At 67.9% G+C, this 22,244-nt stretch carries 16 protein-coding genes; 5 read left to right on the forward strand and 11 right to left on the reverse strand.

Annotated elements, in window-relative coordinates; genetic code table 11:
• The first annotated feature begins 86 nt into the window (after positions 1 to 86).
• Together waaA and IB223_RS02265 are read left to right on the forward strand one after the other, a co-directional pair.
• Positions 87 to 1,388 carry a lipid IV(A) 3-deoxy-D-manno-octulosonic acid transferase gene (waaA, locus tag IB223_RS02260; RefSeq protein ID WP_192200058.1) on the forward strand — a complete coding sequence of 434 codons (1,302 nt, stop codon included), beginning with the start codon at positions 87 to 89 and terminating at the stop codon, positions 1,386 to 1,388.
• Positions 1,385 to 2,605 carry a CaiB/BaiF CoA-transferase family protein gene (locus IB223_RS02265; protein ID WP_192200059.1) on the forward strand — a complete coding sequence of 407 codons (1,221 nt, stop codon included), beginning with the start codon at positions 1,385 to 1,387 and terminating at the stop codon, positions 2,603 to 2,605. Before waaA ends, IB223_RS02265 begins: the two co-directional genes overlap by 4 nt.
• 178 nt (positions 2,606 to 2,783) lie before the next feature.
• Here IB223_RS02265 and IB223_RS02270 read toward each other — a convergent pair whose 3' ends face one another.
• The 3 genes from IB223_RS02270 to IB223_RS02280 all read right to left on the reverse strand — a co-directional run bounded on the left by IB223_RS02270 (position 2,784) and on the right by IB223_RS02280 (position 5,627).
• Positions 2,784 to 4,130, reverse strand: a complete 1,347-nt coding sequence (locus IB223_RS02270; protein WP_192200060.1) for a TolC family outer membrane protein — start codon at positions 4,128 to 4,130, stop codon at positions 2,784 to 2,786.
• A gap of 21 nt (positions 4,131 to 4,151) precedes the next feature.
• Positions 4,152 to 4,808: a protein-L-isoaspartate O-methyltransferase gene (locus tag IB223_RS02275; RefSeq protein ID WP_192200061.1), complete on the reverse strand. Its 657-nt coding sequence runs from the start codon at positions 4,806 to 4,808 to the stop codon at positions 4,152 to 4,154.
• Between the two features lie 147 nt (positions 4,809 to 4,955).
• Positions 4,956 to 5,627 (reverse strand): TetR/AcrR family transcriptional regulator, encoded by a 672-nt coding sequence (locus IB223_RS02280; protein ID WP_192200062.1) that lies wholly within the window; start codon positions 5,625 to 5,627, stop codon positions 4,956 to 4,958.
• A gap of 79 nt (positions 5,628 to 5,706) precedes the next feature.
• On the opposite strand from IB223_RS02280, the gene IB223_RS02285 reads away from it, so the two are divergent.
• The 3 genes from IB223_RS02285 (at position 5,707) to IB223_RS02295 (ending at position 13,068) form a co-directional block, all read left to right on the forward strand.
• Positions 5,707 to 6,846 (forward strand): efflux RND transporter periplasmic adaptor subunit, encoded by a 1,140-nt coding sequence (locus IB223_RS02285; protein ID WP_192200063.1) that lies wholly within the window; start codon positions 5,707 to 5,709, stop codon positions 6,844 to 6,846.
• A gap of 4 nt (positions 6,847 to 6,850) precedes the next feature.
• Positions 6,851 to 10,021: an efflux RND transporter permease subunit gene (locus tag IB223_RS02290; protein WP_192200064.1), complete on the forward strand. Its 3,171-nt coding sequence runs from the start codon at positions 6,851 to 6,853 to the stop codon at positions 10,019 to 10,021.
• An 80-nt stretch (positions 10,022 to 10,101) separates the two neighbouring features.
• Positions 10,102 to 13,068, forward strand: coding sequence for a ligand-binding sensor domain-containing diguanylate cyclase (locus IB223_RS02295; protein WP_192200065.1), 2,967 nt, complete (start codon positions 10,102 to 10,104; stop codon positions 13,066 to 13,068).
• Positions 13,069 to 13,090: 22 nt separating this feature from the next.
• Here IB223_RS02295 and leuB read toward each other — a convergent pair whose 3' ends face one another.
• The 8 genes from leuB to ilvC all read right to left on the reverse strand — a co-directional run bounded on the left by leuB (position 13,091) and on the right by ilvC (position 22,115).
• Entirely contained in the window at positions 13,091 to 14,179 is a 1,089-nt protein-coding gene (gene leuB / locus IB223_RS02300) for a 3-isopropylmalate dehydrogenase (RefSeq protein ID WP_192200066.1), read from the reverse strand.
• Positions 14,169 to 14,750 (reverse strand): 3-isopropylmalate dehydratase small subunit, encoded by a 582-nt coding sequence (gene leuD / locus IB223_RS02305; RefSeq protein WP_192200067.1) that lies wholly within the window; start codon positions 14,748 to 14,750, stop codon positions 14,169 to 14,171. Before leuD ends, leuB begins: the two co-directional genes overlap by 11 nt.
• Complete coding sequence (leuC, locus tag IB223_RS02310; protein WP_192200068.1) at positions 14,750 to 16,171, reverse strand: 3-isopropylmalate dehydratase large subunit; 1,422 nt, start codon at positions 16,169 to 16,171, stop codon at positions 14,750 to 14,752. The genes leuD and leuC overlap by 1 nt, the downstream gene beginning before the upstream one ends.
• A 176-nt stretch (positions 16,172 to 16,347) precedes the next feature.
• Entirely contained in the window at positions 16,348 to 17,901 is a 1,554-nt protein-coding gene (locus tag IB223_RS02315; protein WP_192200069.1) for a 2-isopropylmalate synthase, read from the reverse strand.
• On the reverse strand, positions 17,898 to 19,034 hold the full coding sequence (locus IB223_RS02320; protein WP_192200070.1) for a threonine dehydratase: 1,137 nt from the start codon (positions 19,032 to 19,034) through the stop codon (positions 17,898 to 17,900). The genes IB223_RS02315 and IB223_RS02320 overlap by 4 nt, the downstream gene beginning before the upstream one ends.
• 72 nt (positions 19,035 to 19,106) lie before the next feature.
• The gene (locus tag IB223_RS02325; protein WP_056879290.1) at positions 19,107 to 19,379 is read right to left on the reverse strand and encodes an ACT domain-containing protein; all 273 of its coding nucleotides are present in this window, start codon (positions 19,377 to 19,379) and stop codon (positions 19,107 to 19,109) included.
• Positions 19,363 to 21,111, reverse strand: a complete 1,749-nt coding sequence (gene ilvG, locus IB223_RS02330; RefSeq protein WP_192200071.1) for an acetolactate synthase 2 catalytic subunit — start codon at positions 21,109 to 21,111, stop codon at positions 19,363 to 19,365. The genes IB223_RS02325 and ilvG overlap by 17 nt, the downstream gene beginning before the upstream one ends.
• On the reverse strand, positions 21,108 to 22,115 hold the full coding sequence (ilvC, locus tag IB223_RS02335) for a ketol-acid reductoisomerase (RefSeq protein ID WP_192200072.1): 1,008 nt from the start codon (positions 22,113 to 22,115) through the stop codon (positions 21,108 to 21,110). The genes ilvG and ilvC overlap by 4 nt, the downstream gene beginning before the upstream one ends.
• Positions 22,116 to 22,244: the final 129 nt, after the last annotated feature.

The raw sequence follows: 22,244 nt of genomic DNA on the forward strand, positions 1-22,244 counted from the left end.
GGTGGACGCTCGCGGGCGTCTGCGGATCGCTTCTCGGTTTCGGCCATGGCCCATTGTAACGGCGGCCCCGGGTATCCTTGTCGGCGATGCCGAACCGAACCGCCGAACGCCTGCTGCGCGCCCTCTATTCGGCGGTGCTGTACGTGTTGACGCCGGTCACCCTGTACCACCTGATCTGGCGCGGCTTCCGCTACCCCGAGTACTTCCAGCGCTGGAACGAACGCTACGGCAGCTACGACACGGCGGGCAGTCCGGTGGATGTGTGGCTGCATGCGGTATCGGTGGGTGAAGTGAACGCCGCCGCACCCGTGGTGAATGCACTGCTCAGGCGCCATCGCGGCCTGCGTCTGCTGATCACCACCATCACGCCCACCGGCTCGGAGCGCGTGCAGGCGCTGTGGGGTGATCGCGTGCTGCATGTGTACTCGCCCTACGATCTTCCCGGCGCGGTCGCGCGGTTCCTGCGCCATTTCCCGCCGCGGCTGGCGCTGGTCATGGAGACCGAGCTGTGGCCCAGCCTGTTGTTCGGCTGCCATGACCGGAAGGTGCCGGTGTACATCCTCAATGCGCGTCTTTCAGCGCGTTCCCTGCGCGGCTACAGCGTCCTGCGTCCGCTGATCGCACGCATGCTGCGCACGGTGCGTCGCGTGGCCGCGCAGTCCGGTGACGATGCCGCACGCTTCGTGCAGCTGGGCGCCGCGCCCGAACAGGTACGCGATGTCGGCAATCTGAAGTTCGACATCCCCGTGCCGGACACGGTGGCCGACATCGTCGCCGGTTTCCGCGGACACCTGTCCGCGCAGCGTCGCGTCTGGATTGCCGCGAGCACGCACGAGGATGAAGAGGCGCCGGTACTCGCCATCCATGCGCGGTTGCGCAAGCGCTGGCCCGACCTGCTGCTGCTGTGGGCACCGCGCCACCCGGAGCGCTTCCCGCGCGTGGTGGAGGCTGCGCGCGACGCCGGCTGGAAGGTGGGAACGCGGCGCGGAGACCGCTGGCCGTCCGCCGGCGACGATGTCTTCGTGCTCGACACGCTGGGCGAGCTGATGGCGTTCTACGCCTGCGCCGACGTGGCCTTCGTCGGCGGCAGCCTGCAAGCCATCGGGGGACACAACATGCTGGAGCCGGCTGCCGTCGGCACGCCTGCCGTCACCGGCCCGCACCTGCACAACTTCAGCGAGATCTCCCGCCGCCTGAAGGAAGCCGAAGCCCTGGTGATCGCGCCGGACGCGACAGGGGTAGCCGTCGCCATCGAAGACCTGCTCGCCGATGACGCACGGCGCCACGACATGGCGGGACGTGGTCGCGCCCTGGTCGAGCACGGTCGCGGCGCGCTGGCACGCACGCTGGCGATGATCGCGCCACATCTGCCGGCCCCGGTGGCATGAACGGCGCTGCGCCGCGCGCGCTGGCCGGCGTGCGCGTACTGGATCTGACGCGCGTGCTTGCCGGGCCATGGAGCACGCAGGTGCTCGCGGACCTCGGTGCCGATGTCATCAAGGTTGAACGGCCAGGCAGTGGTGACGATACGCGTGGATGGGGGCCGCCCTTCCTGCGCGACGCAGCGGGAAACGAAACCGCAGAGTCCGCGTATTTCCTGTGCGCGAACCGCAACAAGCGCTCGCTGACAGTGGACATCTCCACCGACGATGGCCAAGCCATCATCCGGCGGCTTGCGATGCAAAGCGATGTGCTGGTGGAGAACTTCAAGGTCGGCGACATGGCGCGCCACGGGCTGGACGCCGCGACGCTGCGCGCCGCCAATCCGCGCCTGGTGTACTGCTCGATCACCGGCTTCGGCCAGGACGGGCCCTATGCGCAGCGCGCGGGTTACGACTTTGCCGTGCAGGGGCTCGGTGGCCTGATGAGTGTCACCGGCGCCGCGGAGGGCGAGCCCCAGAAGGTCGGCGTGGCGGTGGCGGACCTGTTCACCGGCCTGTACGCCACCGTCGCCATCCTCGCCGCGCTTCGCCATCGCGATGCCACGGGCGAAGGGCAGGTGATCGACATGGCCTTGCTGGATGCACAGGTCGCGATGCTGGCCAATCTGGGCAGCCACTATCTGGTCGGTGGCGAGGTGCCGCCACGGCAGGGCAATGCACACGCCAACATCGTGCCGTACCAGGTGTTCGCGGTGGCCGACGGCCACATCATCGTGGCGGTCGGCAACGACCGGCAGTTCGCGCGCCTGTGCGACCTGCTGGATGAGCAGACACTCGCCGCCGACGCGCGGTTCACCACGAACGCGGAGCGCGTGCGATGCCGCGACGTACTCGTGCCGATGCTCCAGGCGCACTTCCTGCAACGCGACCGGCGCGCATGGCTGTCGTTGCTCGAAGCCGCGGGCATTCCCTGCGGCCCGGTCAACGACCTTGCCGATGTGTTCGCCGATCCGCAGGTTCGGGCGCGTGGCATGGTCGTCGAGGTGCCGCATCCGCATGCCGGCACATTGCCGCTGGTGGGCAGTCCGATCACGCTGTCGGCAACGCCGGTCGAGTCGCCGCGTGCACCGCCACTGCTGGGGCAGCATACCGACAACGTGTTGCGTGAGGCGGGCTACAGCGACGATGAGGTCGCGGCGCTGCGGACGCGCGGCGCGATCTGAGTCCTGACTGCAGGAGCGACGCAAGTCGCGACCACACGCCCGAACGACATCGGATACTTGGCTGGAGACGGAAGGTTTCCCGGTCGCGACTTACGTCGCTCCTACAGGAAACCCGAAGCCTGAAACGACAACGGCGGGCCGAAGCCCGCCGTTGTCTTAACGCCAGGGGCGCGAGGGATTACTGCGAAACGGGCTGCGACGACAGGCGTGCTTCGGCATCCGCGGTCAGGAGGCGGTTGACGTCCTGCACGTCGGCGCCGTCCAGCGTGCCGGCGGCCTGCTCCAGCAGCAGGCGGTTCTGCAGGAAACGATAGCGTGCCTGCGCATACTCCACCTGCGCCTGGAACAGCGTGCGCTGGTTCTGCAGCACGTCCAGCACGGTGCGGGTGCCGACTTCCAGGCCGACCTGCGAGGCATCCAGCGCGCTCTGCGCGGAGACCACCGCCAGGCGGCGGGCTTCCACTTCGCTGACGCCCGCGACCAGTGCCTGATAGGCATTGCTGGTGTTGCGGATCAGCGCGCGGCGGGTCTGCTCCAGGCCGTCCGACGCGCGGTCACGCTGGGCCAGCGCCTGGCGCACGCCGGACTGGGTGGCACCACCGGAGAAGATCGGCACGGTCAGGGTCACGCCCCAGTTGTAGCCTTCGCCGTCCTGCGACAACGTGCCCGGCACGCTGTCCCAGGCGGTGCCGTTGGTGTAGCGGCCACTGAAGTTGAGGGTGGGGTAATGGCCGGCACGTGCGCTGGAGACGCCATGCTGTGCGGATTCCAGTGAATATTCCGCCGACTTGAGGTCGGGATTCTGTTCCAGCGCGCGATCGACCCAGGACTGGGCGTTCTGTTCCGCCGGCAGTTCCGGGCGAAAGTCGTCCGGCAGACCTTTCAATCCGCTGATCGGCTGGCCGGTGATCTCGGCCAGTGCGCGGTAGCTGTCGTCCAGGGAATTGCGGGCCAGGATGGTGTTGGCGCGCGCGCTGTCGTACTGGGCGCGGGCTTCGTGTACGTCGGTGATCGGAGCCAAGCCAACGTCCAGGCGCTTCTGCGCATAGTCGAACTGTTTCTTCGACGCGGCCTCGTTGGTTTCGGCGGCCGCCAGCGACTCGATGCCGATCAGCACGTTGAAATATGCGGCCGAGGTGCGGGTGATCAGCTCGTTGTTCGCCGAGGCCAGGTCGTAGTCGGCGGCCTGGCTGATGGCGCGCTGGCCACGCAGGTTGGCGATGCGGCTCCAGTCGAAGATCGTCTGGCTGACCGAGGCACCGTAGCTGCGGCTCTTGCCGTCACCCAGCGGATCGCCCGGCCGGCTGTCGTGCGTCAGCGTATAGCCCGCGCTGCCACTGATCTGCGGCAGCAGCGCTGCACGCGCCTGCACCGCGCCTTCCTTGTCGAACAAGCGAGTGGATTCGGCGATGGACAGCTGAGGGTCGCCTGTGCGCGCCAGCTCATAGGTCTGCATCAGGTCGGTGGCGCCGGCCGCGGACGGCAGGGCCAGGGCGAGCGCTAGTGCGAGGGGGCGACGGCTCATGCGGGTTCCTTTTTTTAATCTTCAGAAGACGAACTGGGGCGCCGGCGCGGCGCCGACCAGGTAGGGGAGGTCGGTTTCGAACAACGATTCGATGCGTGGGCCGTTGACATCGTTGACGTGCAGCACGGCTTCCATCACCGGCGACGTGCCACGCACCACGAACAGGCGACCACCCGGGCGCAGCCATTGCAGGAAGCGGGCAGGCACGCTGGCCATGGCGCCGGTCACGCAGATCACGTCGAAGCGGCGGTCGGTGTCCCACGTCAGCGCGTCGAGGGTGTCGATGCGGACGTTGCTGCCCAGGCCAGCGGCATCGAGGCGCGCACGCGCAGCCTCGGCGAATTCGGGGTGGATTTCCAGGCTGACCACCTCGCGCGCCAGGTGGCCCAGGCAGGCGGTCAGGTAGCCGCTGCCGGTGCCGATCTCCAGCACGTCCTCATCGGCCTGCGGCTTCAACGCCTGCAGGGTGCGCCCCTCGACGACGGGCTTCATCATCGACTGGCCGTGGCCCAGCGGCAATTCCAGGTCCGCGTACGCCAGCGCGCGGTGCGCGTCCGCCACGAAGATCTCGCGCGGCAGCGTGGCCAGCGCTTCCAGCACGCGCGCATCCAGCACGTCCCAGGGACGTACCTGCTGCTCGACCATGTTTTCGCGGGCCTGGGTGTAGTTGATCGTCATGGGGGTGGTCATCCGACGCGGGGGGCTGGGCCGGGCATTTTACCGGGCTGGCCCCGTCCGCGCTGGGCAAGGATCGGGGCAGCCCCCATGGCGGGCGCAGTGCCGGAAGTCATCGCCACCTCCGGCGTGCGGGGCTGGCCTTCAGCTTCAGCGCCGGCCATAGGCCCTCAGGAACATGTCCACGGTGGCGTCGATATGCCGCCGGGTGTCGAGCTGGCCGGGCTGGCTGCACAGGCCGCATGTCATGCGGGCATGCAATTCGCCCTTGATGAGGGTGAAGAACTGGATCGAAGCCGTCGCCACGTCGGGGATGTCCAGCTCTCCTTTGGCAACCTGCGCCTGCAACAGCGCCGCGAACGCTTCATGGGTGCGCTGCGGGCCGGCTTCCCAGAAGGTTCGCTTGAGTTTGTCGTCGATGTTGCCCGGGACCATCATCATGCGGTGCGTGCTGATGGCCTCCTCGCTGGTGATCAGCGCGAAGAAAGCCTGTGCGATGGCTTTCAGCTGTTCGCGCAGCGAGCCCTTCAGCTCGATCTGGAACAGCGTGTCGGGGAGCATTTCTTCGCACTTGGCCTGCACGGCGGCGGCGAACAGGGCGTCCTTGTCGCCGAAGTGGCTGTAGACCGTCAGCTTGGAGACGCCCGCCTCGGCGGCAATCTGGTCCATGCTGACGCCGTTGAAACCCTCGCGCGCGAACAATTGCTTGGCGGCCTCCAGGATCGCGGCACGCTTGCCGAGATCCTTCGGGCGGCCGGGACCGCTGGTGGCGGGTTTGGCGGGGGGCTTGCGACGGCTGGCGGAAGTGGGCGGGCTGACCATGTCTTAATACTAGACTACTCGGTTCGATATTTATACTATACCGCCAAGTCTACTAATTGAAGTCGTCATGGAGCGGTGTATGCGCCATATGCGCTGGAACGGAGTGTTCGGAATCGTGCTGCTCGGCCTGGCCGCGTGTGGTGCGGAGCAGCCTGTGGAATCGCCGCGCCCGGCGCTGGTGGCCCACCCTGGCGGTGGCGCCGAGGCCGCACTTTCGGCGTACGCCGGCGAGGTGCGCGCACGCGAGGAGAGTCCGCTGTCGTTCCGTGTCGGCGGCAACCTGGTGCGTCGCAATGTCGATGCCGGTGCACGCGTGCAGAAGGGCGAGGTGCTCGCGCTGCTGGACCCGGGCGACTTCGCACTGCAGGCACAGGCCGCGCAGGCGCAACTTGCTGCGGCCGACGCCGACCTTGTCCGTGCGCGTGGCGACCGGGACCGCTACGCGAAGCTGGTCGGCGACAAGTTGATCAGCCAGTCGGCGTACGACGCGCAGGTTGCCGCGTACAAGGCGGCCGAAGGCCAGGCGCGTGCCGCACGTGCGCAGATGGACGTGATGCGCAACCAGGAAGGCTATTCGCAACTGCGTGCGCCGCGCGACGGCGTGATTGCCAGTCGCCAGGCCGAAGCCGGCCAGGTGGTCGCGGCCGGGCAGACCGTCTTCACCCTGGCCGCCGATGGCGGACGCGAAGTGGCCATCGGCCTGCCGGAAAACCGCATCCGTGATTTCAGCGTGGGCCAGCCGGTGATGGTCGAGCTGTGGAATGCGCCCGGCCAGCGCCTGCCCGGCACCATTCGTGAGATCGCGCCCGCTGCAGACGCCCAGACGCGTACCTATGCCGCGCGCGTCAGCCTGGTGGGCGACGCGCAGCAGCAGGTCGAACTGGGCCAGAGCGCGCGCGTCTATGTGCAGGAAAACGGCAGCAAGGCCGCATTGAAGCTGCCGCTGTCGGCCATACAGCGTGGAGGTGAGGGCAGGACCACGGTGTGGATCGTCGATCCCGCGACCGGCAAGGTGCGGGCGCAGGCGGTGCAGCTGGGGAGGTATGGCGAAGCCTCGGTGCCGGTACTGGGTGGGGTGAAGGCCAGCGACTGGGTTGTCGCGGCCGGCGGACATCTCCTGCGCGAAGGGCAGACCGTGGTGCCGGTGGACCGCAACAACCGTCCGCTCCGGGTCGCCGCGGGTGGCGATGCGGCCAACATCGCATCGCGCCCGGAGTAACGGCATGCGCCGCTTCAATCTTTCCGAGTGGGCACTGACCAACCGCAGCCTGGTGCTGTTCCTGATGATCCTGCTGGGCATCATCGGTGCGTGGTCGTACAAGCACCTTGGCCAGTCCGAGGATCCGCCGTTCACCTTCAAGGCGATGGTCGTGCGAACGGTATGGCCGGGCGCGACCGCCGAGGAAGTCTCGCAGCAGGTGACCGAGCGCATCGAGAAGGCGCTGATGACCACCGGCAACTACGAGTTCATCCGCTCGTACTCGCGTCCTGGTGAATCGCAGGTGATCTTCATGGCGCGCGACTCCATGAAGTCGAAGGAAATCCCGGACCTCTGGTACCAGGTGCGCAAGAAGGTCGGCGACGTCCGTGCCACGCTGCCGAGCGGCGTGATCGGTCCGTTCTTCAACGACGAATTCGGCGACACGTTCGGCAACATCTATGCGCTCACCGGCGATGGCTTCGATTACGCGGTGATGAAGGACTATGCCGACCGGATCCAGCTGGAACTGCAGCGGGTGGACGACGTCGGCAAGGTCGAACTCGTCGGGCTGCAGGACGAGAAGATCTGGATCGAACTGTCCAACACCAAGCTGGCCACGCTCGGCATTCCATTGAGCGCGGTCCAGCAGGCGCTGGAAGAACAGAATGCGATGACGCCGGCGGGCTTCTTCGAAACGGCGAGCGATCGCGTGCAGTTGCGCGTGAGCGGCGAATTCAGTTCGGTGGACGAGATACGGGAATTCCCGATCCGCGCCGGTGGCCGCACGGTGAAGCTGGGCGACATCGCCGAGATCAAGCGCGGCTTCGCCGATCCCGCCGCGCCGCGCATGCGTTTCATGGGCCAGCCCGGCATCGGCATTGCGGTGGCGATGAAGGACGGTGGCGACATCCTCAAGCTCGGCGAGACGCTGGAGACCGAGTTCCAGCGCCTGCAGAAGACCCTGCCGCTGGGCATGGAACTGCGCAAGGTGTCGGACCAGCCGGCCGCCGTGGAGGAATCCGTGGGCGAATTCGTGCGCGTGCTCGCCGAAGCGGTGATCATCGTGCTGCTGGTCAGCTTCTTCTCGCTGGGCCTGCGCACCGGCCTGGTGGTGGCGGTGTCCATCCCGCTGGTGCTGGCGATGACGTTCGCCGTGATGCATTACTTCGGTATCGGCCTGCACAAGATCTCGCTGGGCGCACTGGTACTGGCGCTCGGGCTGCTCGTCGACGACGCGATCATCGCGGTGGAGATGATGGCCATCAAGATGGAGCAGGGCTTCGATCGCCTGAAGGCGGCCAGCTTCGCCTACGAGTCCACGGCGTTCCCGATGCTGACGGGCACGCTGGTGACGGCGGCCGGCTTCCTCCCGATCGCCACGGCGGCGTCCAGCACGGGGGAATACACGCGTTCGCTGTTCCAGGTGGTGACCATCGCGTTGGTGGTGTCGTGGGTCGCCGCGGTGCTGTTCATCCCTTACCTGGGCGACAAGATGCTGCCCGACCTGGGCAATCCGCAGCCGCCGAAACCGGGTTCGTTCGCGGCGCGCTGGCACGGGTTCCGTGCACAGCTGGCCGATCGCTGGCCGCAGTACGGCGCGATGCTGGCGCCGAAGTCGCATGACGCGCACGACCACAATCCGTACCACACGCCCTTCTATCAGCGGTTCCGTGGCTGGCTGGCGTTCTGTCTGCGTCGCCGCTGGCTGGTGATCGGTATCACCGTCGCTGCGTTCGTCGCGTCGATCGCGCTGTTCCGCTTCGTACCGCAGCAGTTCTTCCCTGATTCGGTACGCCCGGAACTGATGGTGGACCTGGAACTGGCCGAGGGCAGTTCGCTGAAGTCCACCGATGCGCAGGCGCGCAAGCTGGAGAAACTGCTGGCCACGCGCAAGGGCATCCAGAACTACGTGGCCTACATCGGCACCGGTTCGCCGCGTTTCTACCTGCCGCTGGACCAACAGTTGCCGCAGGCGAATTTCTCGCAGTTCGTCGTGTTGACGGATGACGCTCGGGCCCGCGAGGACGTGCGCCGCTGGCTGATCGACGAGGTCGGCCCGCAGTTCCCCGAGCTGCAGTTCCGCGTGACGCGGCTGGAGAACGGGCCGCCGGTGGGTTATCCGGTGCAGTTCCGCATCTCCGGCGAGCACGTCGACCGCGCGCAGGCGATCGCGCGGCAGGTGGCGGAAAAAGTGCGTGCGAACCCGCACGTCACCAACGTCAACCTGGACTGGAGCGAGCCCAGCAAGGTCGTGCGGCTGGAGATCGACCAGGATCGCGCACGCGCGCTGGGTGTCAGCACGGCGCAGGTCTCGCACTTCCTGTCGGGTTCGCTGTCGGGCCTGAGCGTGAGCACCTATCGTGAAGGCAACGAACTGGTCGAGATCCTGTTGCGGGGACCGGACGAAGAGCGCGCCCGCCTGGATCTGCTGGGCAGCCTGGCCGTGCCGACCAGCAACGGCGGCAGTGTGCCGCTGTCGCAGATCGCCAACCTTGAATACGCGTTCGAGGACGGCATCATCTGGCACCGCGACCGTCTGCCGACGGTCACCGTGCGGGCCGACATCCGCAATGACGACGTGACGCCGCCCACGGTGGTGCAGCAGATCCTGCCGACGCTGGACGGGATACGCGCGCAGTTGCCGCAGGGCTATCTGCTGGAGACCGGCGGTACGGTGGAGGATTCCGGGCGCGGGCAGAAGTCCATTGCCGCCGGCATGCCGTTGTTCCTGCTGGCGGTCACCACGTTGTTGATGCTGCAGCTGCGCAGCTTCTCGCGGGTGGCGCTGGTGCTGCTGACCGCGCCGCTGGGCCTGATCGGCGTGACCCTGGCATTGCTGGTGTTCCGGGTGCCGTTCGGTTTCGTCGCCATGCTGGGCACCATCGCGCTGGCCGGCATGATCATGCGCAACTCGGTGATCCTTGTGGACCAGATCGACCAGGACATCCAGGCAGGGCATGACCGCTGGCACGCGATCATCGACGCCACCGTGCGCCGCTTCCGTCCCATCGTGCTGACCGCGCTGGCGGCGGTGCTCGCGATGATCCCGCTGTCGCGCAGTGCCTTCTTCGGCCCGATGGCGGTGGCGATCATGGGCGGCCTTACCGTGGCCACGGTGCTGACGCTGTTCTTCCTGCCGGCGCTGTATGCGGCATGGTTCAAGGTCAAGCCGGAGCAGGGCGCCGGTCCGTAACGCCGCGCACGCGGCGGGGTTCAAAGAAACCCCCGCCGCAGCCGATACTGCACAGGTCGAAGACCTCCGGACCCGGTGCCGTGCGCTGCCTGCTGATCCCCGGCCTCTGCCTGTTGGCCCTGTTCGTCGGCGCGCCCGCGTGGGCGCTCGACCCTGCACGCAAGGTAGAGGAGTACACGCTTGCGCGCTGGACCATGGAGGACGGGTTGTCGCACAACCTGGTGCACGCCCTCAGCCAGGATGCCGAGGGCTACCTGTGGACCGGGACATGGGAAGGCGCCGCGCGGTTCGATGGTCGCCGCTTCACCCAGTACGACGCGGGCACCGTGCAGGGCCTGGAAATCGAGGGCGTGCGTGCCATCACGCCCCATCCCGAGGGCGGCATGGTGCTCAGCCTGGGGCGTGTCGGCCCCGGCTTGCTGCGGTTCCACCAGGGCCGCTGGCAGCGCCTGCCCGGACGGGCAGGCACCTTGCCGGACGTGTCGGTGCTGCGGTTCGGCCCGGACGGGGTGCTGTGGATCGGCACCGATCATTCCCTGTTCCGCCTCGACGGCGATGGTCGCCTGCACGACGTCGGCAGCGCACACGCGCGCCTGGCCAACGAGCGCGTGCTGGCGATCCTGCCGTTGTCCGACGGGCAGGCGCTGGTGGGCAACCGGCACGGGCTGTTCCGGATCGCCCAGGGCCAGGCCAGCGACTGGGGGCGCAGGATGGGCCTGCCCGAGACCTCTGTGCTCGCCATCCAGCCTTCGCGCTGGGGCGGCATGCTGGTGGGAGGAAGCGGGGGCGCATGGCGGATCGAACGGGGTCGCGCGCAACAGATCACCGGTGCGCGCGCCGAGGCCATGCTGGAGGACCGCAACGGCAATCTGTGGATCTCCACCCTGGATGGCCTGCGCCGGTATGTGCATGGGCGCCATGAGACGCTGGGAGAGCGCAACGGCCTGATGGGCCGCCTGGCCCCGGCCCTGTTCGAGGATCGCGACGGCCTGCTGTGGGTGGGCACCACGAACGGGTTGTTCCGCATCTCCGACGGGCCCGTCTTCGGACTTGGACGCAGCAACGGCCTGCGCGACATCTACGTGCGCGCGATCATCGAACGGCCGGGCCAGGGCGTCTGGATCGGTCATCCGATGGGCGTGGACGCGTGGGAGAACGGGCGCAGCCGCGCGGTGTCGCTGGCATTCGATGGCAAGCCCGACCCCTCCGTGCTGTCGATGGCCAACGCGCGCGACGGCGGGCTCTGGGTGGGAACCTACGACCAGGGCGTGATCCACCTGCCTGCCACCGCTGACACCCAACAGACGCTGCCCTGGCGCATCGACGAAGCACGGGGCCTGCCGTCCAACCATGTGCGCGCCCTGCTGGAGCGCGCGGACGGCTCATTGTGGATCGGCAGCAACGAGGGCCTGAGCGTGTACCGGGAGGGGCGCATCGTGCGGCACTACAGTGCCGCCGACGGCCTGCCAGAAGGAAATGTCTACGTCCTGTACGAAACCGGCGAGGGCGGGATGTGGATTGGCACCAGCAACGGCATGGCGATGATGCGCCGTGATGGGTCGCTGCGGACATGGACGCCGGGTTCCGGTTTCCCCGCCGTGGCCGCGTTCGACTTCCTGGCCGATCCCGATGGCAGCCTGTGGATCGCGACCGACCGCGGCCTGCTGCACTGGCGGGACGGGCGGTTCGTGCAGTTCGATCATCGCCAGGGCCTGCCCAACAACCGTCTCTTCCGGTTGCTGGAGGACGACAACGGCGATTTCTGGGCATCGAGCAACCGGGGCGTGTTCCGTATCTCCCGACCGGCGCTGACGGCGGTGGAAAACCATCACCTGGCCCGCTTGCCGGTGGAGGCATTCACCCACGCCGACGGCCTGCCCAGCAGCCAGGCCAACGGCGCGAGCGCTCCGGCGGGATGGCGCATGCGCGACGGCAAGCTGTGGTTCGCGACGGCAAACGGCATTGGCGTGATCGATCCCGACGACGCAAGGCGCCAGCGCGCCCAGGGCATCACGCTGGTGATGGAAGCCGTGGAAGCCGACGGTAGCGTGTTGCCCATGCAGGCGCGCCATGATCTGGCCGCAGACACGCGACGGGTGGTGATCCGTTTCACCGGCATCAACCAGCGCGCACCGGAGCGCCTGCGTTATCGCTACCGCATGGTGGGCTTCGATCGCGACTGGATCGAGACCGACGACGGCATCGCCCACGCCGCCGTGTATACCAACCTGCCCTCCGGACAGCTGCGCTTCGAGGTCCAGGTGATGAATGCGCCCGCGGATTGGAGCAAGCAGGACGCCGTGGTGACGCAGGCAGTGGCGTTCGACAAGGCGGCGCCGTGGTGGCAGCGCGCATGGGCGATAGTGGCCTACGCGCTGCTGCTGGCGCTGGCCGGCTGGGCCATCCTGCTGATAGCGATGCGGCGCCAGCGGCGCCGGCAGCGCAGGCTTGAAGCGCTGGTGGACGCACGCACCTCGGAGCTGAGCGACAAGAACGCGCAGCTCGAGCGGGCCAGCCAGGCCCATGCCCACCTGCTGGAACAACTGGCCTACCAGGCCGGGCATGATCCCCTGACCCGCCTGGCCAACCGGCGCGCGGGGGATGCGTTCCTGGCCGAAGCGCTGGAAGCCAGCCGTCGCGAAGGCCGTCCGCTCTGCGTCGCCTTGATGGACATCGACCACTTCAAGTCGGTCAACGACCGCTATGGACATGCATTCGGTGACGAGGTGCTGTCGCAGGTGGCGGCGCTGGCCGGGCAGCTGGCAGGCGATCAGGAAGACGTGCTGATCGCGCGCTACGGTGGCGAGGAATTCCTGGTGTGCCAGCAACTGCCGTGGACCGTTGCGCGCGCGCGGCTGGAGACGCTGCGCGAGGGCATCGCGCAGGCCAGCATCGAGGCGCCGGACGGCAGCGCGCTGCGCTGCACGGTCAGCATCGGCATGGCCGAACTGCAGCCGGGCCAGGACCTGCGCGATCTGCTGCGCGAGGCCGACGAACGCCTCTATCGTGCCAAGGAGCGGGGGCGCGACCGGCTGGTATCGAACTGACAGGCGCGGCGCATCGGATTGCTCAGTCGCGCAGTTCCGCCACGTAGCAATGCGCTTGCATCTGTTCGATGACTGCCTGCGCCGCGACCTGCGTGGACACGCCGCGACCGCCGGTGGCCAGGTCGTTGGTGAAGACCTGAGCGTTGAGCGCGCCATCCACGGCGCGCTCGATGCAGTCGGCCTCTTCGTGCAGGCCCAGCGAGTGACGCAACAGCAGCGCACAGCTCAGGATGGTCGCGTAGGGATTGGCGATGCCCTTGCCTGCGATGTCGGGCGCGGAGCCGTGGATCGGTTCGTACAGGCCGATCTTGCCGTCGCCCAGCGAGGCGGACGGCAGCAGGCCCAGTGAACCGGCCAGCATCGAGGCCTCGTCGGTGAGGATGTCGCCGAACATGTTCTCGGTGACGATCACGTCGTACTCGCGCGGTTTGGCCAGCAGGTGCATCGCCATCGAGTCGACCAGCTGGTGCTCCAGCCTCACGTCCGGGAATTCCTCCCGACCGATCCGCGTGGCCACGTCGCGCCACAGGCGCGAGGTTTCCAGCACGTTCGCCTTGTCCACCGACACCAGGTAGCTGCGGCGCTGGCGCGCCAGCCTGAAGGCGCTGCGTACCACGCGCTCGATCTCGGTAACGCTGTAGCTGCACAGGTCGCTGGCGCCGCGTGCATCGCGGGTCTTCTCGCCGAAGTAGATGCCGCCGGTCAGCTCGCGCACCACCACGATGTCCACGCCGGTCAGCAGGTGCGGCTTGATCGGCGATGCATTCAATGCAGCCGGATGCGGACGCACCGGGCGCAGGTTGGCGAACAGGCCCAGGCCCTTGCGCAACGCCAGCAGGCCCTGCTCGGGACGGACCTTCGCATTGGGGTCCGACCACTTCGGGCCGCCGACCGCGCCAAGCAGGACGGCGTCGGCCTGCTGGCAGCCCTGCAGCGTGGCTTGCGGCAGCGGCTCGCCATGGCGGTCGATGGCGACGCCGCCGATGTCGTATTCGTGGAAGTCGAAGGTATGGCCATGGCGCCGCGCCAGTGAGCGCAGCACGGTGACGGCGGCAGCGGTGACCTCGGGACCGATCCCGTCACCGGGCAGGAGGGCAATATCAGCGTGCATGGCGGGTGGCCTCGTAATGTTCGATGTCGTTGTGGCGGGCCAGCAGGTAGCCCAGTTCGTCCACGCCTTCCAGCAGGCAGGTCTGCGCGAAGGCATCCAGCGGGAACGCGAAGACGGAGCCGTCGGGCGTGCGCAGTTCCCGGCTCGCGATGTCGACGACCAGCTCATCGTCCGGCCGCTGCATCAGCGACTGCACGATCTCCTCCGGCAGCACCACCGGCACCAGCCCGTTCTTCAGGCTGTTGTTGCGGAAGATGTCGGCGATCTCGCTGCTGACGATGGCGCGCAGGCCGAGATCGGTGAGGGCCCACGGCGCATGCTCGCGCGAGGAGCCGCAGCCGAAGTTCCGCCCGGCCAGCAGGATCTGCCTGCCGGCGTTCTCCGCCTGGTTGAACGGGAACGCCGGGTTCGGCGAACCATCGGCCTGCCAGCGCCAGTCGTTGAAGGCGTTCTTGCCCAGGCCTGCACGTTCCGTCGTGGACAGGAAGCGTGCCGGGATGATCTGGTCGGTATCGATGTTGGTCTGCGCCAACACCACGCTCTTGGAGCGCAGTTCGCGGAAGCCGGGCATCACGCCACCTCCTTGTGTGCGGCGAACAGGTCGCGTGGATCGCTGACGTGTCCGTTCACTGCCGCCCATGCGGCCGTCAGCGGCGACGCCAACAGCGTGCGCGCGCCGGGCCCCTGGCGGCCCTCAAAATTGCGGTTGCTGGTGCTGACGGCCAATTGGCCCGGCGCCACGAGGTCGCCGTTCATCGCGATGCACATCGAACAGCCGGGCTCCCGCCATTCGGCACCGGCAGCACGCACGATGACATCGATGCCCTCGGCCTCGGCCTCGCGCTTGACGATCTCCGAGCCCGGCACGACCAGCATGCGCACGCCCGCGGCGACCTGGCGGCCGCGCAGTACCTGCGCCACTTCGCGCATGTCGCGCAGGCGGCCGTTCGTGCACGAACCGACGAACACCACGTCCACCGGCGTGCCTTCCAGACGCTGGCCGGCGCTCAGGTGCATGTAGTCCAGCCCCTTCTGCGCGGCCGCATCGGCGGGCGCGGGAATCGGTGCGTCCACCGCAATCGCGGTGCCGGGGTGCGTGCCCCAGGTCAGGGTCGGGCGGATATCGGCGGCCTCGATGCGTACCTCGGCATCGAACGCGGCGCCGTCCTCGCTGCGCAACGTCTTCCAATAGGTGACCGCCGCATCGAAGGCTTCGCCCTTCGGCCCGCGCGGCGTGCGCGCCACCCAGTCGAACGTGGTCTGGTCGGGAGCCACCATGCCCGCGCGCGCGCCGGCTTCGATCGACATGTTGCACAGGGTCATGCGCTGCTCCATGTCCAGTGCCTCGATCGCGCTGCCGCGGAACTCGATCACATGGCCGGTGCCGCCATTGACGCCGATCACGCCGATCACGTGCAGCACGATGTCCTTGGCGCCCACGCCCGGTGCCAGCGCACCGTCCACGGTGATCGCCATGGTCTTCGGCTTGCGCTGCAGCAGGCACTGCGTGGCCAGCACATGGCCCACTTCACTGGTGCCGATGCCGAAGGCCAGCGCGCCGAACGCGCCATGCGTGCTGGTGTGGCTGTCGCCGCAGACGATGGTCATGCCGGGCAGGGTGAAGCCCTGTTCGGGCGCGATGACGTGGACGATGCCACGGTTCGGCGACGCCATGTCGAACAGCTCGATACCGTGCTGCGCGCAGTTGCGTGCCAGTGTGTCCACCTGCGTTTCGGCGGCCTGCGTGTAGTAAGGCAGCTTCCCGTCCGGGCCGGCCGGCAGGGTCGGCGTGGAGTGGTCCATCGTCGCCTTGGTGCGGTCCGGGCGGCGCGGCGACAGGCCACGCGCCGCGAGCTCGGTGAAAGCCTGCGGCGAGGTGACTTCGTGAATCAGGTGCAGGTCGATGTACAGCACGGCGGGCGCCGCGTCGGTCTCGGGGACGACGACGTGGGCGTCCCACAGTTTGTCGAACAGGGTGCGTGGCGCGGTCATGCAGAGGTTCCCGTCATGCTTTTCATGGTGTGTCGAACAAGGCGATCCAACCCGTTTCCCGTCGTCATCCCGGCGGAAGCCGGGATCCATGTTGCCGTTGCTGTTGTCCGACTCGCCGAGCAAGAACCAACAGCGCACTGGATTCCGGCATTCGCCGGAATGACGGTGGGAGGTTCCTAGGCGGCCGCTGCTTCCTGCTTCTCGATGCGGCGCTGGCGCAGCAACCGGTTGGCCACGTCCAGCCAAGCCAGCGCGCTGGCTTCGATGATGTCCTTGCTGGTGCCGGTACCCTCGTACTCTTCGCCATTGCAACGCACCGACAGGCTGGCCTCACCCCGCGCATCGGCACCGATGCCGACGCTGTGCACCTGGTAGCTCTCCAACTGCAGCTGCACGCCGGTAGCGGCGGCCAGCGCGCTGAACAGCGCATCGACCGGTCCGTTGCCCTGCGCGGTTTCGGATACGCGGTTGCCATCCGGATCCGACAGTTCGACCAGCGCGTTGGCGCGGCTTCCGACATCGCTGATCGTCATCGAGGCCAACCGGTAGCCGTCGCTGACGGCGGCATCCTGCATCAGCGCCTGCAGGTCGACATCGCCGACCACGCGCTGCTTCTCGCACAGCGCCTTGAACTGTTCGAATACCAGCTTCAGTTCGTCTTCCTCCAGCCAGTAGCCCAGTGCGCGCAGGCGCTGCTCGACGGCAGCGCGGCCGCTGTGACGGCCCAGCACCATCTGCGACGACGGCCAGCCCACGTCCTGCGGCTGCATGATCTCGTAGGTGCCGCGATGGCGCAGCATGCCGTGCTGGTGGATGCCGGATTCGTGCGCGAACGCGTTGGCGCCGACGATGGCCTTGTTGCGCTGGACCGGCATGCCGACCAGGCGCGACAGCAGCTGCGACGTCGGCACGATGCGCCGCGTGTCGATGCGCGTGTCCAGGTTGTAGAAGGCATTGCGCACCTTCAGCGCCATCACAAGTTCCTCGATCGCACAGTTGCCCGCGCGTTCGCCGATGCCGTTGATCGAGCCTTCCACCTGACGCGCGCCGCCCTCGATGGCGGCCAGCGAGTTGGCTACGGCCAGGCCGAGGTCGTTGTGGCAGTGGGTACTGAAGATCACCCTGTCGGCGCCGGGTACGTTGGCGATCGCGCGCTCGAACATGCCGCGGATCTCTTCCGGCGTGGTGAAGCCCACCGTGTCGGGCAGATTGATGGTGGTGGCACCAGCGGCGATGGCGGCGGCGATGGCCTCGTGCAGGAAATCCTGCTCGGTGCGGGTGGCGTCTTCGGCCGAGAATTCGATCTCGTCGACGTGGCCGCGGGCGAGGCTGACGTGCTTGCGGATCGATTCCAGCACCTGTTCGCGGGTCATGCGCAGCTTGTGTTCGCGATGCAGGGGGCTGGTGGACAGGAACAGGTGCAGGCGTGGTTTCGCCGAGGCCGAGAGCGTGCGCAGCGAGGTTTCGATGTCGGCGGGCAGGCAGCGCGACAGCACCGCCAGCGTGGTCTCGCGCAGTTCGCGCGCGATCAGCGCATGCGCCTCGCGGTCGGACTGGGAACTGGCGGGGAAGCCGGTTTCGATGGCATCCACGCCCAGATCGGCGAGGCCGCGGGCCATCACCACCTTCTGCTGCGGCGTCATGCTGCATCCGGGCGACTGTTCGCCGTCACGCAGCGTGGTGTCGAAAATGCGGATCTGCGCGGAGGGGGACGTGGTTGGCGTATTCACCAGATGGTTTCCTCGTGTACTTCTGTTTCCAGGGCGGCGGCCGGAATGCGGCGCACGCCGGTTTTGGCGGGAGATTTCGGGGTGGCCGCGCGCGCGGTGGCGCGGCCTTCGGCAAGCGCAGGCTCGCCCTCCACGGTGCGGCGGCGCGGCTTGCGCGGCGGCCGTGGGCGCACGTCGGACAGTAACTGGGCCAGCACGGTGGCGTCGATATTGCCGCCGGACACGACAGCGCACTTGCGCCTGCCCGCTACGCGTCGGCCCGCGGCCAGCGCCAGCGCGCCGGCGCCCTCGGCGATCAGGTTCTCTTCCAGCGCCAACCGCACCAGCGTTTCGCGCAGCTCGGCTTCGCGCACGATGACCACGTCATCCAGCAGCTGCGTGCACAGGCGGCGGGTGATGAAGCCTGGCACCTTCACGCGCACGCCGTCGGCCAGCGACGCGACGGGATCGACGGGCGACACATCGCCCTTCATGGCGCGGATCATCGAATCCACGCCTTCGACCTGGGCGCCGACCACGCGGACGCCCTGCGACTTCAGCGCGAGCGCGACGCCGGAGGCCAGGCCACCGCCGCCGATCGGCACGATCACCACGTCCGGTGCGTACGGTGCGATCTCGATGCCCACCGTGCCCTGGCCCGCGATCACGTCGGGATCGTCGAACGCGGACAGGAAGCGGTAGCCGTTCTGCTCGGCCAGGTCACGGGCGAAGGCGAAGGCCTCGTCGTAGCTGTTGCCGTGCTGGCGCACGGTGGCGCCCCAGTGGGCGACGCCGGCGATCTTGGTCGCCGGTGCCCCGTGCGGCATCACTGTGATGGCCTGCACGCCCAGGCGGTAGGCCGCCCACGCCAAGCCTTGCGCGTGATTGCCGGCGGAGGCGGCGATCACCGGGCGGTGGTCGCCCCGCTCGCGCGCCGCCAACAGGGCATTCAAGGCGCCGCGTACTTTGTAGGAACCGGTGCGTTGCAGGTTCTCCAGCTTCAGCATCACGCCGAAGCGCTCGGCGTGGTGCAGCGGCGTGGGCGGCAGGTACCGCCGCAGTCGCGCCTGCGCCGCCAGCACGTCGGCCACGGTGACGACGACGTCGCCTACGTCCGGTTCGTTGCTGGCGGAGGCGCGGCCGGCATCAGGCATCGCGGCACGTGTGCGGCTGATGTTGAAGAAGACGCCTCCGGACCACTACTTCCGCGTTGGCGGGTGTGGCGTTCATGCGGCGCGATCCTGGTGGCGACGATCCCTGCTCAGTTCCTGCACGGCACTGAAGGACAATTCCTCGACATCGTAGATCTTCAGCAGTTGCTGGCGCAGGGTCTCCGGCGCGCGGGTACTGTCGATCACCAGCGCCAGTGCCCAATAGCCTTCGCCGTCGTGGGTGGCATGCACCGCATGCGGCGGAAAGCCACGGCGCTCGATCATGCCCAGGACGCGCAGCAAGGCGCCCTCGGCAGGTTTGAGCTTGAGTTCAAGCCGGTAACGCATTCTTCTTCTCCGGGCCGTCGGCCGTGACGGCAGGCTCGGCGGATTGTTTGGCGGGATTGGCATCCAGCATCGAGCTGTTGGCGTGGTTCGGCGGCACCAGCGGCCAGACGTTGGCCTTGATGTCGATGGTGACGTGCAGCAACGCGGGTCCGGGCTGGGCCAGCAGGTCGGTCAGGCCGTCCTCGACTTCGTCGCGCAGGCTGATGTGGCGTGCCGGGATGCCGAACACGCGCGCCAAGGCGGCGAAATCCGGGTTGTCGGACAGGTCGATCTCGCTGTAGCGCTCGGCGAAGAACAGCTCCTGCCATTGCCGCACCATGCCCAATGCACTGTTGTCGATCAGCACGATCTTCACCGGCAGCTTGCAGCGGGCGATGGTCGCCAGCTCCTGCACGTTCATCATGAAGCCGCCGTCGCCATTGACCAGGATCACGGTGCGGTCGGGACAGGCGAACTGCGCGCCCATCGCCGCCGGCAGGCCGAAGCCCATCGTGCCCAGTGCGCCGCTGGTCAGATGGTTGCGCGGATGGGTGAACCCGCAATGCTGCGCCACCCACATCTGGTGCTGCCCCACGTCGCACGCGATGATCGCGTCCGCCGGCGCCACTTCGCTCAGCCGCTTCAACAGGCCGGGCGCATAGATGTCGGTGCCCGGCGCGTCGTAGCGGAAGCCGAAACGCTCGCGGTTGCCCGCGCAGCGTTTGCGCCATTCGTCGCACGTGCTGCGTGCCGCCGTCAGCGTCTTCAGACTGGTAGCCACGTCGCCGGGAACGGCGATGTCGGCCGTGCGCAGCTTGCCGATCTCGTAAGCGTCGGCGTCCACGTGCAGCACGCGGGCGAACGGAGCGAACTCGGCCAGCTTGCCAGTGGCGCGGTCGTCGAAGCGCGCGCCGACCACGATCAGCAGGTCGCACTCCTGCACCGCCATGTTGGCGGCGCGCGTGCCGTGCATGCCCAGCATGCCCAGGTAATGCGGATGGCCGGCGGGCAGGGCGCCCAGGCCGCGCAGGGTCAGCACGGTGGGGATCTTCGTCGCATCGACGAACTGGCGGAATACGTCCACCGCATCGGCAATGCCGATGCCGCCGCCGCCGTAGATGACCGGCTTTTCAGCGCTGGCGATCGCGGCCAGGGCTTCGGCCAGCTTCGCGTCCTCGGGAGCCGGCAGTGGATCGACGCTGGCCGGCACATGGTCGGGCAGGTGCGATGCATCGGACATCTGCACGTCCTTGGGCAGGTCGATCAGGACCGGGCCCGGACGCCCTTCGCGCGCGATGCGGAAGGCTTCGCGCACCATCTCCGGCAGGTCGTCCACGCGCCGGGCGATGAAGCTGTGCTTCACGATCGGCAGCGTCAGTCCGAACACGTCCAGTTCCTGGAACGCATCGGTGCCCATCAGCGTGGTGGCGACCTGGCCGGTCAGGCACACCATCGGCACCGAATCCAGCATCGCATCGGCGATGCCGGTGACCAGGTTGGATGCACCGGGGCCGGAGGTGGCCACGCACACGCCCACCTTGCCGCTGGCGCGGGCGTACCCGTTCGCGGCCAGCGCCGCGCCCTGCTCGTGGCGCACCAGGATGTGCTTGAGGTTGGAATCCACCAGCGCGTCGTAGAACGGCATGATGGTGCCGCCGGGATAGCCGAACAGCGTATCCACGCCCTCGGCTTCCAGGGCGTGGGCCAGCCAGCGGGCGCCATTGCGTGGGGCAGTGGCCGCGGCGGCGTTCATGCGGCGGCCTGCTCGTCTGTATCGGGTTGCGAGGCGTTGGCCTGCAGCCACACCATCTTCGCGCGCAGTTCCTTGCCGACCTTCTCGATCGGGTGGTCCTTGTCCGCCTGCTGGAACTTCTTGTAGTTCGGCAGGCCCGCGTCGTACTCGGCCTGCCAGTTGCGGGTGAAGGTGCCGTTCTGGATGTCGGTCAGCACGTCCTTCATGCGCGCCTTGACCGAGGCGTCGATGACGCGCGGGCCGCTGACGAAATCGCCGTACTGCGCGGTCTCGGAGATGAACTCCAGCATGCGGGTGATGCCGCCTTCGTAGAAGAGGTCGACGATCAGCTTCAGCTCGTGCAGTACTTCGTAATAGGCGATCTCCGGCTGGTAGCCGGCTTCCACCAGCGTCTCGAAGCCGGCCTGCACCAGCGACGAGGCGCCGCCGCACAGCACGGCCTGCTCGCCGAACAGGTCGGTCTCGGTCTCTTCCTTGAAGGTGGTCTTGATGATGTTGGCGCGCGCACCGCCCAGGCCGCCTGCGTAGGCCAGCGCGAACTGCTCGGCCTTGCCGCTCTTGTCCTGGTGCACGGCGTAGATGCACGGCACGCCACGGCCGATCTCGTACTCGCGGCGCACCAGCGCACCCGGGCCCTTCGGCGCGACCAGTACCACGTCCAGGTCGGCGCGCGGTTCGATCATGCCGAAGTGGACATTCAGGCCGTGCGCGAACAGCAGCACGGCGCCTTGCTTCATGTTCGGCGCCAGCACGTCGGCGTAAAGCTTCTTCTGCACCATGTCCGGGGTCAGCACGGCGACCAGGTCGGCGTCCTTCACCGCGTCGGCCGGCGCCTTCACCACGAAGCCATCGGCCTCCGCCTTCGCTTCGGTCGGGCCGCCCGGGCGCAGGCCGACGACGACGTCGAAGCCGGAATCGCGAAGGTTCAGCGCATGTGCGCGGCCCTGGCTGCCGTAGCCGACGACGGCGATCTTGGGATGCGGGAGAGCGTTGGCGGTGGTCATGGAGCTGGATTCCTGGAGGTTGAGGTGAAGGGAAAGGCTCTTAAACAAAAAACCCCGCACTTCTCAGTGCGGGGTTTTGCGAATCTGGCGTTGCTTGTTGCTTACGCGCCGGTCCGTCCCGCAGTTGTG

The sequence above is a fragment of the Pseudoxanthomonas sp. PXM03 genome (assembly GCF_014852005.1).
Lineage (GTDB): Bacteria > Pseudomonadota > Gammaproteobacteria > Xanthomonadales > Xanthomonadaceae > Pseudoxanthomonas_A.